The sequence below is a fragment of the Noviherbaspirillum sp. genome (genome assembly GCF_035944575.1).
In the GTDB taxonomy this organism is placed as follows: domain Bacteria; phylum Pseudomonadota; class Gammaproteobacteria; order Burkholderiales; family Burkholderiaceae_D; genus Noviherbaspirillum.
Genome location: NZ_DASZBA010000154.1, coordinates 45,744 through 59,744, shown reverse-complemented (window position 1 = coordinate 59,744; position 14,001 = coordinate 45,744). Strand labels below are relative to the sequence as shown.

Annotated in this window: 11 protein-coding genes; 9 read left to right on the top strand and 2 right to left on the bottom strand. The window is 60.8% G+C overall.

Features of this window, described 5'->3' with window-relative positions; all coding sequences use genetic code 11:
* Nucleotide 1: 1 nt before the first annotated feature.
* Nucleotides 2–571: a host attachment protein gene (locus VGU61_RS11255; RefSeq protein WP_326859216.1), complete on the bottom strand. Its 570-nt coding sequence runs from the start codon at nucleotides 569–571 to the stop codon at nucleotides 2–4.
* A 221-nt stretch (nucleotides 572–792) separates the two neighbouring features.
* Here VGU61_RS11255 and VGU61_RS11250 point away from each other — a divergent pair, with 221 nt between their 5' ends.
* The 9 genes from VGU61_RS11250 (at nucleotide 793) to VGU61_RS11210 (ending at nucleotide 12,761) form a co-directional block, all read left to right on the top strand.
* Nucleotides 793–3,078, top strand: coding sequence for a trehalose-6-phosphate synthase (locus VGU61_RS11250; RefSeq protein ID WP_326859215.1), 2,286 nt, complete (start codon nucleotides 793–795; stop codon nucleotides 3,076–3,078).
* Nucleotides 3,079–3,095: 17 nt separating this feature from the next.
* On the top strand, nucleotides 3,096–3,905 hold the full coding sequence (gene otsB, locus VGU61_RS11245; RefSeq protein WP_326859214.1) for a trehalose-phosphatase: 810 nt from the start codon (nucleotides 3,096–3,098) through the stop codon (nucleotides 3,903–3,905).
* Between the two features lie 292 nt (nucleotides 3,906–4,197).
* Nucleotides 4,198–5,184, top strand: coding sequence for an ROK family protein (locus tag VGU61_RS11240; RefSeq protein WP_326859213.1), 987 nt, complete (start codon nucleotides 4,198–4,200; stop codon nucleotides 5,182–5,184).
* A gap of 165 nt (nucleotides 5,185–5,349) precedes the next feature.
* Entirely contained in the window at nucleotides 5,350–6,213 is an 864-nt protein-coding gene (locus VGU61_RS11235) for an acyl-CoA thioesterase II (RefSeq protein WP_326859212.1), read from the top strand.
* Between the two features lie 162 nt (nucleotides 6,214–6,375).
* Nucleotides 6,376–8,553 carry a VTT domain-containing protein gene (locus tag VGU61_RS11230; protein ID WP_326859211.1) on the top strand — a complete coding sequence of 726 codons (2,178 nt, stop codon included), beginning with the start codon at nucleotides 6,376–6,378 and terminating at the stop codon, nucleotides 8,551–8,553.
* Nucleotides 8,550–9,299 carry an endonuclease/exonuclease/phosphatase family protein gene (locus tag VGU61_RS11225; protein WP_326859210.1) on the top strand — a complete coding sequence of 250 codons (750 nt, stop codon included), beginning with the start codon at nucleotides 8,550–8,552 and terminating at the stop codon, nucleotides 9,297–9,299. The genes VGU61_RS11230 and VGU61_RS11225 overlap by 4 nt, the downstream gene beginning before the upstream one ends.
* 1,195 nt (nucleotides 9,300–10,494) lie before the next feature.
* The gene (locus VGU61_RS11220; RefSeq protein ID WP_326859209.1) at nucleotides 10,495–11,112 is read left to right on the top strand and encodes a cytochrome c4; all 618 of its coding nucleotides are present in this window, start codon (nucleotides 10,495–10,497) and stop codon (nucleotides 11,110–11,112) included.
* Between the two features lie 9 nt (nucleotides 11,113–11,121).
* Nucleotides 11,122–12,393, top strand: a complete 1,272-nt coding sequence (locus VGU61_RS11215; protein WP_326859238.1) for a cytochrome c — start codon at nucleotides 11,122–11,124, stop codon at nucleotides 12,391–12,393.
* Nucleotides 12,394–12,443: 50 nt separating this feature from the next.
* Nucleotides 12,444–12,761 carry a hypothetical protein gene (locus VGU61_RS11210; protein WP_326859208.1) on the top strand — a complete coding sequence of 106 codons (318 nt, stop codon included), beginning with the start codon at nucleotides 12,444–12,446 and terminating at the stop codon, nucleotides 12,759–12,761.
* Nucleotides 12,762–12,865: 104 nt separating this feature from the next.
* Here the strand turns inward: VGU61_RS11210 and VGU61_RS11205 are convergent, their stop codons facing one another.
* Nucleotides 12,866–13,846: a tripartite tricarboxylate transporter substrate binding protein gene (locus tag VGU61_RS11205; RefSeq protein WP_326859207.1), complete on the bottom strand. Its 981-nt coding sequence runs from the start codon at nucleotides 13,844–13,846 to the stop codon at nucleotides 12,866–12,868.
* Between the last annotated feature and the right edge of the window lie 155 nt (nucleotides 13,847–14,001).

Genomic DNA, 14,001 nt, shown 5'->3' with positions numbered 1-14,001 from the left:
TTTATTGCTTGTCTTTTTGCGCCTGTATCTGCTCGCGTAATTGCTCCGGGCTGACCTGCGTATAGTCCTTGTTGATTTCCAGTTTGACCAGCGACTCGAGATTCGGACCGATCATTTTGCGCAGGATGCCGAGAAACTGCGGGGACGCCACCAGTGACAGCTGCTGGAAACGACCCTCCTGGTGCGCCTTCTGTAAATACTCCGCGACGTCCCTGGCAAACAGCTCCATCTGATGTTCGTCGGGCGTCTGGTGGGGCTCGTAAGCTTTGTTCGGCACCGGCGCGCCGGTGTTATGCGAACTTTTCGTCGCCGAGGTCGGGCCGATCTTGTCCGACTCGGTTTCCGCAGTCCGCAAGCGGATCGCCTCATTCACCATATCGTTGATTTCTTCAAGCGGCTCCGACATCCGCGCCTGGGAAAAAAATCTTGCCCGGCTACCATTCGCGGAAAGAATCCAGTTTGCGTCCATGTTGTCCTCATTAAAGCATTGGAAAGAAAGTTCTGATGCGCGAACCATCAGAATGTTCCAGTCGTCGTGAGATGCGTTGCCCGATTGCGGCCGGCGTTTCATCGGGACGTTACTAACGGTGATACGGCCGGACGCCGCAAAACTTCACGAGTATCCACGCGGGTTCATCTGGTGAACACGCCGCCGATTTTCCTTTCACGCTGAGATAGTGAGAAACAACAAAGCATGGTGCGGCAAACGGAACCATCATCTTGCGGAAATTCTCCAAGTCACAGACTGTTACATCTCGCATTTGTTGCTGACCGTCATTAAAGAAAGAAGTCATGCACTTCAGGTCATTCCGCTTCTCGCTACGCATCATTCTTCCGCTCGCTCTTGTGCTTGCCCTGTTCGCTTTTGCAGTCGTGCCACTGGTTGAAAGCCTCACCCTGCGATGGTCGATTCGCGATCTCGACGTGCGTTCGCAACTGCTCGCCTCCACGCTGCAGGAGCCGATGATCGATTACGTGCCGCAAAATGCCTCGGCGAAAATCAATCGATTGTTTGAGCGCGCAATTCAGGACGAGCGCCTCCACGCCCTCGCTTTCTGCAATACGAATAACGTCCTGGAGTACAAGACTGTCACTTACCCGGATTCGATCGGCTGCGGGAAACCGGAGATGGACTCCAGTGTTCGTCAGCACACGATCAAATTGCCGCAAGGCCCGCTGCACATCACCGAAAGCCCGCTGATTTCCGATACCGGGCAGCTTGGCAAGCTGATCCTGGTGCACGACATGGGGTTCATCGCCCGGCGCGATGCCGACACCCGGAAGTATGTACTGGCACTGTTCGCATTGATGGCAGTGGTGATTTCGCTGATTACGATGGTGGTGGCGCATCTGAGCTGGCGCAGCTGGATCGACGCGGTGAAGGGAATGCTTCGTGGCGGACTGGCTGAACGCAGCAACCTGCCGCAGGTGGTGGCGGTGACACCGGCGAATCCTTCGCAGACGCCCCCCGAGATCCGTCCGCTCGAAGTCGACCTGCGCGCGCTGATGTATGAATACAATGTCGACCGCCGAAACCGGGACGACGTCACGCACCTCTGGACACCGGACAAGCTGAGGCAACTCCTGCGGGAGGAGCTGGCAGGTGACGAAGTGCTGGTCGTGTCGAACCGTGAACCGTATATGCATGTGCATACCCGTAACGGCGTAGAGGTCCGGCGCCCAGCCAGCGGCCTGGTAACCGCAGTGGAGCCAGTGATGCGTGCCTGTTCCGGCACCTGGATTGCCCACGGCAGTGGCAGCGCCGACCGTGAGTCGGTCGATCGCAACGATCGCGTTCCGGTGCCGCCCTCCCATCCGAGCTATACCCTGCGCCGGGTATGGCTGACGAAAGAGGAAGAGGAGGGCTATTACTACGGCTTTGCGAACGAGGGGCTATGGCCGCTGTGTCATATCGCGCACGTGCGCCCGGTATTCCGTTCTGCGGACTGGGAGAAGTACGAGGCGGTCAACCAGCGTTTCGCCGATGCGGTGATCAAGGAAGCGCGTACCGACGATCCGGTGGTGCTGGTGCAGGACTATCACTTTGCCTTGCTGCCGCGCATGGTGCGCGACGTACTGCCAAAGGCAACCATCATTACTTTCTGGCATATTCCCTGGCCGAATCCTGAATCGTTCGGCATCTGTCCATGGCGGGAGGAGATCCTGGAAGGGCTTCTGGGAAGCACGATCCTCGGTTTCCATACACAGTTCCATTGCAAGAACTTTCTGGAAACCGTCGATCGCTATCTGGAAACACGCATCGAGCATGAAACCTCGACCGTCTCCTATGGCGGCAAGCTGACGCAGGTGGAGAACTACCCGATCTCCATCGCCTGGCCGGAAGACGGCGCCCATGCGGACATTGCCGACAGCAGGCAGTCCGTGCGTTCCGAGCTTGGCCTGCCGGCCGACCGGCTGCTGGGGGTCGGTGTCGACCGGCTTGACTATACCAAGGGCATCATCGAGCGTTTCCAAGCAGTGGAAAGAATGCTGGAACAATATCCGGACATGGTCGGCCGGTTCACCATGGTACAGATCGCGGCACCCACCCGTACTTCCCTGGACGAATACCAGAACTTCGAAAACCGCGTGCGAACGCTGGTGCAGAAGATTAATAAGCGCTTTTCGAGCGGCAGCTACGAACCCATCATCCTCAAGACCGAACATCACGATACCGATCAGGTCAACCGGTACTACCGCGCGGCCGACGTATGCCTCGTCACCAGCCTGCATGACGGCATGAACCTTGTCGCAAAGGAATTCATTGCTGCCCGCGATGACGAGCGTGGCGTGCTGGTGCTCTCCCAGTTCACCGGTGCCGCGAGGGAACTTCACGAAGCATTGATCGTCAACCCTTATCACATAGAACAGAGCGCCGATGCCATATACCGCGCGGTGACGATGCCGGAGGTTGAGCAGCGGGAACGGATGCGCAGCATGCGCCTGCTGGTCAAGGATTTCAATATCTACCGCTGGGCCGGCCGCATGCTGCTGGACGCCTCCCGGCTGCGCCGCCGCGAACGGATCACCACCAAGATCCGCTCGCATAGCCGGAAATCTCTGCGCCGCGTCGTTTGAGCCAAGCGTTTAATACCATGATCCCACTGTTTTCCGAACAGGGGCTGGAGCGACTCGATCGCATCGTCAGTCCCGGTCTACTATGCGCATTCGATTTCGACGGCACGCTTGCGCCGATCGTGCGCGATCCGGCGCAGGCACGCTTGTCCTCCGACATGGTGCGCCGCCTCGACGAACTCGCCGCGCTCGCACCGGTCGCCATCATTACAGGCCGTTCGCTGGAAGACATTCAATCACGCCTGTCTTTCTCGCCTGACTATTTGATCGGCAATCACGGTATCGAAGGCATGCCCGGCTGGGAGCAATCGGCACAAGCGTATAAGGACATGTGCGGAACCTGGCAACAGCAGGTCAGCGACGCATTGGCCGCGGCGGACGGATTCGGCAGCGGCGTGATGCTTGAGAACAAGCGCTACTCGCTGTCGGTGCATTACCGGAATGCGGCGGATCCGGCAACGACCAGTGCCCGGCTCCAGCAGGTCTTTACGCAGTTGCAGCCGTCGCCGCGGATCGTCGATGGCAAATTCGTTTTCAACCTGCTCCCGCCGGATGCGGCGGACAAGGGCAGCGCACTGCAACAGCTCATTAGCCGTACCGGGGCAAGCGGAGTGATTTATGCCGGCGACGATGTCACCGACGAAGATGTTTTCCGCGTGCGTCGGCCGGATTTGCTGTCGGTGCGCGTGGAGCAAAATCCCGACAGCGCGGCGGAGTTTTTCCTGCCGCGGTTCGATGACATGACGCAACTGCTGGACGAGTTGATTACGCGTCTGCGTGCATTCGGGGCGACAAATCCCAAGCGGTGGAAGCCTGCGGCAAATCACTGACAAACGCGATTCCTGCAGAGACCGGTATGGTTGCTTGCCTTGCCGGAATCTGTGCAAGGGGCGATGATGGCTTGATGCGGCACGATGCTCGGCGCGGGATTTCCAGCGCGCAATAGAGAATGGAGCCTCATCATTTCATCCAGCGGGACTCCGGAATGCATTCGGCTCCTTATCGAAGCGGGCGCTGCATCTCCGGATTTCCGCTGGCAGGGTGCGTGCCGGCTTGCGAGCCGGTATTCTTTCGCAGGAAACGACAATGATCACCCATCACAATCGCTAGCTGAATCTCACCATGCCCAAACCCACCATCATCGGCGCACTCGATATCGGCGGCACCAAAATCGCCGCCAGCATCGCCAACGAACGCGGCCCGCTTGCCCGTCTCACCGCTCCCACAGCCAAAAGCGGCACAGTGCGCGCATTGCCCGAACAGGCGATCGGACTGCTGGAAGCCGCTTGTGCAAGGGCGGGCGTCGATCCCGCCTTGCTGAATTCGGTCGGCGTCAGTTCCTGTGGCCCCTTCGTCGATCTTGATGGTGGCATCGGACTGGCAGCTCCGAACATTTGCGGCGGCGAGGAAGGCGCGGCGGACTTGCCGAATGACTGGAAGGCGATCCCGCTGCAGCAGGTACTGAGCGAGCGATTTTCCCATGTGCCGATCGAAAACGATTGCGTCGCCGCATTGGCCGCGGAACGCACCTTCGGTGCCCTGCAGGATGAGCCGAATTGCGTCTATGTCACCTGGAGCACCGGCGTCGGTTTCGGTCTTTGCGTCGATGGAAATTTGTTGCGGGGCAAAGGCGGCAACGCCGGTCACGCCGGCCACATGCTGATGAGCGAAACCTCGGATGCGCAATGCGGGTGTGGCAATGTCGGTGATGTGGAAGGCCTCATTTCCGGCCGCAATCTCGGCAACCGCCTCGGCAAATCGACGCAGGATGTTTTCGACGCGGCGCGTGCGGGCGATCCGGAGGCGCGCGAACTGGCGCTGGAAGCGGCGCGCCGTTTCGGCCGTGCCCTGTACAACGTGACGGCAGTGCTCGACACCCGGGTGTTCGTTATCGGCGGCAGCGTCTGGACACATCATGGTGACTGGCTCACCGAGACGGTCCAGCAGGAAATCGCCTCCCGCCTGCCGGCGATTACGCGTGGCGTGAAGATCATGCCGGCGATGCTGCAAGGGCTGGTCGCGGATGTCGGCGCGTTTAGCCTCGCCATGCCTCGCGGTTGGGTTGCGGGCTGGCGGAAGACGCAGCCGTGGAAGGCGCTTGACGACTAGTTGCGTGCAGCCCGCCGGGCACGGATCGCGGCCGGGCGGCGCAGCGAGATACGAAGCGGCTTCAGGACCGCCGAAGTGCTGTCAAACGTGAACTACGCGACATTCTCCGTTTCGGAAATGCACTATGATCGGTTGCCCGATTCATTACGCTGCAAATAAAACAACATGCTAGATACGACACTTTTCAATACCGAGGAAATCCTGCGTCTGCTGACGCTGGAGCAGACCGGCGAAGACCGGTTTCGCGGCCAGAGCCACTTCATGGGCAGTCCCAATGTATTTGGCGGCCAGGTGCTGGGCCAGTCCCTTTACGCGGCCAGCGTGACGGTGGAAGGCCGCCGTCCGCATTCACTGCATTCTCTTTTCATCCTGCCGGGCAACCACCGCCTGCCGATCGAGTACGAAGTCGAGCGGGTGCGCGACGGCGGCACGTTCAGCACCCGCCGGGTCGTGGCGATCCAGGAGGGCCGCCGGATATTCGTGATGTCGGCCTCGTTCCAGACGGAAGAAGAGGGCTTGTCGCACCAGAAGACGGCACCGGGGCACGCCGATCCTGAGCAGCTGAAGTCCAATCTCCAGACCTGGAAGGAACGCGCCGCCAATACTGCGCGGCCGTACCAGCCGGTCCCCGTCGATTTCCGCGCCGATCATGCAGGGGATATTTTCGGCGGCAACCAGGGGGCGACCACCAAGCAGGTCTGGACGAAGGCACCGATCGCCTTGCCCGATCAACCTCTCACGCATGAGGCGCTGTTCGCCTACGTATCCGACTATGGCTTGCTGTGGACCTCGCTGCAGCCGCATGGCGTGGTGATGGGCGACAAGCGCCTGCAGATTGCCAGCCTGGATCACACCATCTGGTTCCACCGTCCGTTCCGCATGGACGAATGGTTGCTGTTCGCGATGGAAAGCCCCAACGCATCGGGCGGCCGGGGCTTGTGCATGGCCTATGTGTACAACCGCGCCGGCGACCTCGTCGCAACAGTGGCGCAGGAAGGGCTGATCCGCTTGCGCCAGAAAAAGGACTAGCGCCGGCGCAAGTTTCACCGTCAGGCATGACGGCCCGGGTCGCCATACTGGTCGGGGCGGCCCGATAATCGCCATCCGGTTGATTTTGCGCGGCACTTGGCAGAAACCATCCGTGCGCCGGGGCGTCGAAGAAATATCAACATTTCTTTCGGTTATGCCTGAATGTCTGTAACAGGGACGTCCTCCGCTGCAACATCCTCCTCTTCACGCCTGCTGCAACCCGGGCGCAATTGCTGGCGCATCGAGCATGCGGAGCGTTTCAGCATGCTGGTCGATGCCGACGTTTATTTCCGTGCGGTACGCGAAGCCATTCGCGCCGCCCGCCACAGCATTTTCATCCTCAGCTGGGATATCGATTCGCGCGTCCGGCTCGTGCCGGAAGGCGCCAACGACGGCTTCCCGGAACCGCTCGGCGACTTTCTGCACGCGGTGGTGCAATCCCGACCCGGCCTGCGCGCCTATGTGCTGAACTGGGACTTCGCCATGCTCTATGCACTGGAGCGCGAATGGCTGCCGGCCTACAAACTGGGGTGGCGAACGCATCACCGGCTTGCCTTCCATATGGACGGGCATCATCCGGTCGGCGGATCGCATCATCAGAAAGTCGTGGTGATCGACGACAAGCTCGCCTTCGTCGGTGGCCTGGATCTGACACGTGCCCGCTGGGATACCTCGGAGCATGCCTGCGACTCGCCGCTGCGCTGCGACAGCGACGGCAAGCCGCACGACCCTTTCCACGATGTGCAGGCGATGGTCGACGGCGATGTCGCCCGGGCGCTCGGCGAACTCGCCCGCCAGCGCTGGCAGCGCGCTACCGGCATGGTGCCGGTAACCGCGACGATCGAACGCGCGCGCGACCCCTGGCCGGCGCAGATCGTCCCCGATCTGACGGATATCGATGTCGCCATCGCGAGGACCGAGCCGGCGTTTGACGGGCAGGTCGGTGTCTTTGAAATACGGCAGCTGCACCTGGATGCGATCGCCCGTGCCAGGAATCATCTGTTCTTCGAAAACCAGTATTTCACCTCGGACCTGATCTGCAATGCGCTATCTGCCCGATTGACGCAGGAACAGGCGCCGGAAGTCATGATCGTTTCCCCTCACAACCAGAGCGGCTGGCTGGAGCAGGCCACCATGGGCGTACTGCGTGCACGTGTGCATCATCGCCTGAAGGAAGCCGATGCGCTCGGGCGTTACCGCATGTATTGTCCGACCTTGCCGGGGCTGAAGGAGAACAGTTGCTTGAATGTGCACAGCAAGGTCTTCACGATGGATGATGACCTGATCACCATCGGCTCGGCCAATCTCAGCAACCGTTCTATGGCGTTCGACACCGAATGCAACTTGGTCATCGAAGCCTGTGGTCGGGAAGACACGCGTTCCCGCATTCGCGCTGCCATCAGCCACATGCGCAACCGCCTGCTTGCCGAGCATCTGGCGACCGAGCCGGATGAGGTAACTGCCGCCATCGGCCGCACCGGCAGCCTCCACGCGACCGTGGATGCGCTGCGGCGGCCCGGCCGTTCGATGGCGGCGTTCGATCCGGTCACTACGCCGGAACTGGAAGCACTGGTCCCGCCGCAGGCTGTGTTCGATCCGGAAAGGCCGATTGACCCGGATGAGCTGGTGGAGCAGTTCGTGCCCGAGGATGCGCGCCGCCCGGTGCCGCGCAGAATGATCGGCCTCGGCACGCTGGCGGTCGTGCTGGCCTTGTTTGCGGTGGCATGGCGCTGGACTCCGCTGAGCGAATGGATCAACCTGGCTTCGCTGGTGTCGCTGGCGCGCAGCCTCGAAGCATTGCCGTTCACGCCGGTCGCGGTGATCTGCAGCTATGCGATCGCCGGCCTTGTCATGGTGCCGGTCACCTTACTGATCGGCGTCACCGGCATCGTGTTCGGTCCTGTCGCCGGCGCCCTGTACGCGATCGGCGGCACGCTGCTCAGCGCGATGGTCACCTACGGACTCGGGCGATGGCTGGGCCGCGACACGGTGCACCAGCTTGTCGGGCCGCGCATCAACCGCCTCAGCCGCCGCATCGCCCGCCGCGGCATCATCGCGATGGTCGTCGTGCGCATGCTGCCGATTGCGCCGTTCACCGTGGTCAATGTCATCGCCGGCGCATCGCATATCCGCTTCCGTGACTACATGCTCGGCACGCTGCTCGGCATGACCCCGGGGATTATCATCACCGTCACCTTCGTTCATCACCTTGCGGAAGCGATTCGCAACCCCAGCCCTGGCACGATCGCCGTTCTGGCGCTGGTCGCGGCGCTACTGATCGGATCGGCATTCGGCCTGCAGCGCCTGTTCTCCCGCAAAGACAATGTCGAGGCACGATGAAATTCACTGACGCCAATCTGCTAACGCCCGTTGAAGAAGCCATCACCCCGGATATGAATCCGTGGCCGGTGACGATCGCCACCTACAACATCCACGGTGCGGTCGGCGCCGACCGCCGGTTCTCGCCGGAGCGGGTGGCCGGTGTGCTGAGCGAGATCAGTGCCGACATCATCGCCCTGCAGGAAGTGCCGCTCGGCGGCACCGACTGGCCCGACGTCCTGAAAATGCTGCAGCAGGCGACCGGCTTTACCGCCGTCGAAGGCCCGACGAAGAACGGACCAAAGCGCCGCTACGGCAACGCCGTCCTGAGCCGTTACCCCATCCTTGCAACCCGAAATATCGACCTGTCCTTCGGCAGCCGCGAACCGCGTGGCGCGCTCGACGCCGACATCGATTGCCATGGCCATCCGCTGCGCGTCATCGCAACCCATCTCGGACTGCGCCCGGCGGAACGGCGGGCGCAGATCCGCACCTTGCTGCAGGCTTTCGACACCGATCGCATGCCGGTGATTCTGCTGGGGGATGTGAACGAGTGGTTTGCGTGGGGGCGTACGTTGCGGTGGCTGGAGTCGCATTTCGAAGCGGTACCGGCGCCGGCGACCTTTCCGTCACGGCTACCAGTGTTTGCGCTGGACCGGATCTGGATCAGCCCGCGGCATCGGCTGGTGCATGTGGAGGTGCATGCGACGCCGTTGGCCCGGGTGGCATCGGATCATTTGCCGTTGATTGCGCATATTGACGGGTAGGGGGTGTTTTTCTCTTTGGCGCAGTACGGCATGTCGTTTTTGGGCGGGGTTTTGCGAGGGGGAAATCCAGACTTGCGGCGTGTCTCCGGTAATCCATCAGCCTGTCATTCCCGTGAAGACGGGAATCCAGAGCGACGGAGTGTCTCCGATGATGCAATGCGTGCGGCTCTTCGAAGAGACTTGCCGGGACTGGCCCCGGCGGGCCACTTCCTTTCTTTGCTTCGCCAAAGAAAGGAAGCAAAGAAAGGGCTGGAGCACTGCTCCAGCGAAGCCAGTCGACGCCCCTTCGGGGTTCCCAAAAGCAGGCGTACTGAAACGGGAAGCGAAATAAACTCGCCTGCGGCTCAGACAGATTTCGCTTCTTTATCCGTTTCAGCACGCCTGCTTTTGACGTCGCCAGCAGGGGAGAACTGCGCACACCATTCCCACCCTGGCCCTCCCTTTGAAAGGGAGGGAACTGACCTGTCCTTTACCTTGCTGGCTTAGTTAGAAAGTAAAACGAACAGTCCAAGTTGTCACAGCAAGCAGCAAAGTAAAGAACAGTTATTTCCCTCCCCTCAAGGGGAGGGCCAGGGTGGGGATGGGGTTGGCCGCTTCCCCTTTTAGCGACGCCAAAAGTGACGCGGTCAAAACGGAAATAGAAGTGAAACCTGTCTGAGCCGCAGGCGAGTTTGTTTCACTTCCCGTTTTGAGCGTGGCACTTTTGGGCACCCCGAAGGGGCGGCGATAACGGGGTCGCCTTTTTTGCCTTCTTTTTTGGCGAAGCAAAAAAAGAAGGTGGCCCGCCGGGGCCAGTCCCGGTTAGTCTCTTCGGAGAACAGAAAGAGTTGCATTACCGGAGACACGCCGCAACTCTGGATTCCCGTCTTCACGGGAATGACAGGCTGATGGATTGCCGGAGACACGCCGCAGGTTTGGATTTCCCCCTCGCAAAACCCCGCCCAAAAACGACATGTCCAAGTCGCTCGCCAAGCCCGTTTCCAGCAAGTCTCTTGAACCAGCACCCCTAATCGCATCGCCAAAGAAGCCGCACTCAAACACAAACCCCCATTTCCCATTAAGCTATCGCCCTGTCAAACCTGCAACCACCTTACCGATTTACTGTCCCACCTCCATGCCGCATCCCATCCCATACTTGACTCTCGCCGCCGCAGCCCTGTTCCTGCCAACTACCCCCGCATCCGCCCAGGACCCCATGACCAAACGCGTCGCCCCATGCATGGCATGCCACGGCGAAGCAGGCAAGGCCGCAAGCGACGGGTATTACCCGCGCATCGCCGGCAAGCCTGCCGGGTACCTGTACAACCAGCTCGTCAATTTTCGTGACGGCCGCCGCAAGCAGTACGCCCTGATGACCTACATGGTCCAGCATCTGTCAGACGATTACCTCATGGAGATGGCGACCTTTTTCGCAAATCAAAATCCCCCGTATCCACCGCCGCAATCGGTGAATGTGTCGGATGCGGTTCTTCAGAAGGGAAGGGCGCTGGTGTTCGAAGGCGACCCGGGCCGGAATATGCCTGCATGCATTGCCTGTCACGGCAATACGCTGACCGGCGTGGCGCCCAGCATTCCCGGTCTGCTCGGATTGCCCCGTGACTACATCAATGCGCAGTTCGGCGCATGGCGCGACGGGGCCCGCCGCGCCGCGGCACCGGACTGCATGGCGCAGATCACCAAGCAATTGACGGTCGATGAAATCAGCGCCGCATCCGCATGGCTCTCCACGCAGCCGGTCCCGAAGGATTATGCGCCGGTCGCATTCGGCAGCGTCAAACTGCCGATCCCATGCGGCAGCTACGGGAGGCAATGAGTCATGACAATGAAGCGCATCCCGCTATTCCTTGTTCTTCTCGTCGCGGCGTTGCTTGGCCTGACCTTGTATCTGGGGCTGGCGGAAGACAGAACCGATGCCGTCGCACCGTCGCCTGTCGCTTCGCCGGAACTGGTCGCGCGCGGCGCCTACCTCGCGCGGGTCGGCAATTGCATGACCTGTCATACCACGCGCGGCGGCGCCGACTATGCCGGCGGCAGAGGAATCCAGACGCCGTTTGGCACGATCTATTCGAGCAACCTGACGCCCGATCCGGACACCGGCATCGGCGCCTGGACCGCCGACGATTTCTGGCGCGCGATGCATAACGGGAAGTCGCGCGACGGCAGCCTGCTGTATCCCGCCTTTCCCTATCCGAATTACAGCAAGGTGACGCGCGCCGATTCGGATGCAATGTACTTGTATCTGAAAACGATCGAACCGGTGGCACAGGCCAATCGCACGCCCGAGCTGCGCTTTCCCTACAACCAGCGCATCCTGCTGGCGGCTTGGCGGGCGCTGTACTTCCGTCCCGAAGTGCAGCGTCCGCAACAGGCGCAGAGCGTCGAATGGAATCGCGGTGCCTACCTTGTAGAAGGACTCGGTCATTGCAGCGCTTGCCACACCGAACGCAATGCACTCGGCGCGACACGCGAAAACGATCCGCTCGGCGGCGGCCTGATCCCGATATTGAACTGGTATGCGCCGTCGCTGACTTCCGCCGGCGAAGCGTGGCTCGGCGATTGGGAAACGCAGCAGATCGTCAGCCTGCTGAAGACCGGCGTATCGGATCGTGCCGCCGCGTCCGGTCCGATGGCGGAGGTGGTACGTGAAAGCCTGCAGTACCTGAGCGACAGCGATGTGCGCGCAATGGCTGTTTATCTGAAGGCGCTTCCGCAAACCGAGTCGCCGCCAAAACGCGGCGCGGCGCCGGAGGACAGCGACTTTCTCCGCTTGGGAGCGAAGCTGTACGAGGAACATTGCGTTGCGTGCCATCAATCGAACGGGCAGGGCGAGCCGCCGGGGTTCCCGCCGCTTGCAGGCAATCGGGCGGTGGTAATGAGCTCCGCGGTGAATCCGATCCGGATGGTGCTGCACGGTGGCTATCCGCCCAGCACCAAAGGCAATCCCCGTCCATACGGCATGCCGCCATTCGGTTCGCTGCTCAACGACCAGGAGGTTGCGGCATTGGTTTCCTATACACGCAATGCATGGGGGAACCAGGCATCGATCGTGAGTCCGGCCGACGTGCAGCGTTATCGGTCGGTGCCGCTCGACTGATGTGAACGGAACGCGGATCGGCGTGTCTTCTTTGATTTTGGAGAGACACAATGAACGGACCCGTCGCAAAAATCTATAACGAGCTTTCGCATGCCGAGAATGCACGCAACGAACTTCTTTCGTCGGGCTTTTCCGCCGACAGCGTGCATCTCGAATCGATCCAGAGCGAAGCCGGCCCGACGGCCGGCAACTTCGCGGTCGGGAACGGCGACCCGGATGGCGAGAACCCGGGCACCGTCTACGATCGCAACTTCGCAGACCCGCTCCAGCCGAGCAATATCCTCCTGACTGTCGACGCCGGGGATGACGGCCTGGCTTCCCGCGCATCGGACATCATGCTGCGGCACGGCGGCCATGATATTCCTTGACCTGCCGCTGACGGAAAATAGAAAAAGGGGAATGCCTTGCACGGCATTCCCCTTTTTGTTTCAGCAATTCCGGCCGCATCATTCAAAACCGGTCCGCCTGACGATTAATCGGCGGTGATTTTCGCGGTCTTGATCACGTTGCCCCATTTCTTGATTTCTTCTTCGATAAAGCGGTCGAACTCCTGCGGCCCCGAGCCGGATGGGATAACACCCATGGTCTCGAAACGGCTGACGACATCCGGAAGCTTAACGATCTGCGCGATCTCGTCGGAGACGCGCTTGATCACTTCCGGCGGCGTGCCTGTCGGGGCAAGCATGCCTGCCCAGGTGCTGCCGGTGAATCCCTTGATGCCCTGTTCGATGAAGGTAGGCACATCCGGCAGCGCGGGCAGCCGCTTGTCGCTCGCCACGCCGATACCCTGAACCTTGCCGGTCTTGATCGGCTGAATGAGTCCGGAGGCAGCATCCATGAAAAGCTGGATATGGCCGCCGATGAGGTCGCTGAGCGCCGGTGCCGCGCCTCGATAGGGAATATGCAGCATGTAAGTGCCGGTCAGCATCTTCAACAGTTCGGTGCTGAGGTGTACGGCCGAGCCGTTGCCGGAGGAGCCGTAGCTGATCTTGCCGGGATTCGCCTTGGCGAAGGCAATCATTTGCTGCGCGGTCTTGTAGGGCAGATCTTTGTTCACCGCCGCTACCAGCGGCGAGACGCCGATCAGGGATACCGGCTGCAAGTCTTTCTGCGCATACGGCAGTTTCTGGTACAGCGTCATGTTGGCGGCGTAAGCGGCGATCACCACGCCGAAGGTATAGCCGTCGGGCTGCGACTTGGCGATCGCGTCCACGCCGATCAAGCTGCCGCCGCCGGGTTTGTTCTCGACCAGCACGGGCTGTCCGAGGCGGGTCGATAGATGCTGCGAAACCAGGCGCGCCATGACATCGGTAAAGCCGCCCGGCGCATAAGGAACGATCACGCGCATTGGCTTGTTCGGCCATGCGCCCTGGGCACGCACGAAGGGCGCGGCGACGACGGCGCCGGTGCCTGCGAGCAAAAGGCGGTTGAATTTACGACGGTTAAAGCTCATTGCTGTCTCCTGTGATGGATTCGTTTTATATGTTCCGACCGGAGTCGTTGCTGCAAAAAAGGGGAGTGGGGCAATGCGGTTGATGTTGGTTCTGCTCTCTGCTCCAGAGCGAAATTAACGTATACGCTAAATACAGTCAACGAAATTGGAACGCG

Excerpts from the sequence above, each read along its gene's own strand:
- VGU61_RS11255 (WP_326859216.1), bottom strand. The coding sequence starts at position 571 with ATGAAACGCCGGCCGCAATCGGGCAACGCATCTCACGACGACTGGAAC.
- VGU61_RS11250 (WP_326859215.1), top strand. The coding sequence starts at position 793 with ATGCACTTCAGGTCATTCCGCTTCTCGCTACGCATCATTCTTCCGCTC.
- otsB (WP_326859214.1), top strand. The coding sequence starts at position 3,096 with ATGATCCCACTGTTTTCCGAACAGGGGCTGGAGCGACTCGATCGCATC.
- VGU61_RS11240 (WP_326859213.1), top strand. The coding sequence starts at position 4,198 with ATGCCCAAACCCACCATCATCGGCGCACTCGATATCGGCGGCACCAAA.
- VGU61_RS11235 (WP_326859212.1), top strand. The coding sequence starts at position 5,350 with ATGCTAGATACGACACTTTTCAATACCGAGGAAATCCTGCGTCTGCTG.
- VGU61_RS11230 (WP_326859211.1), top strand. The coding sequence starts at position 6,376 with ATGTCTGTAACAGGGACGTCCTCCGCTGCAACATCCTCCTCTTCACGC.
- VGU61_RS11225 (WP_326859210.1), top strand. The coding sequence starts at position 8,550 with ATGAAATTCACTGACGCCAATCTGCTAACGCCCGTTGAAGAAGCCATC.
- VGU61_RS11220 (WP_326859209.1), top strand. The coding sequence starts at position 10,495 with ATGACCAAACGCGTCGCCCCATGCATGGCATGCCACGGCGAAGCAGGC.
- VGU61_RS11215 (WP_326859238.1), top strand. The coding sequence starts at position 11,122 with ATGAAGCGCATCCCGCTATTCCTTGTTCTTCTCGTCGCGGCGTTGCTT.
- VGU61_RS11210 (WP_326859208.1), top strand. The coding sequence starts at position 12,444 with ATGAACGGACCCGTCGCAAAAATCTATAACGAGCTTTCGCATGCCGAG.
- VGU61_RS11205 (WP_326859207.1), bottom strand. The coding sequence starts at position 13,846 with ATGAGCTTTAACCGTCGTAAATTCAACCGCCTTTTGCTCGCAGGCACC.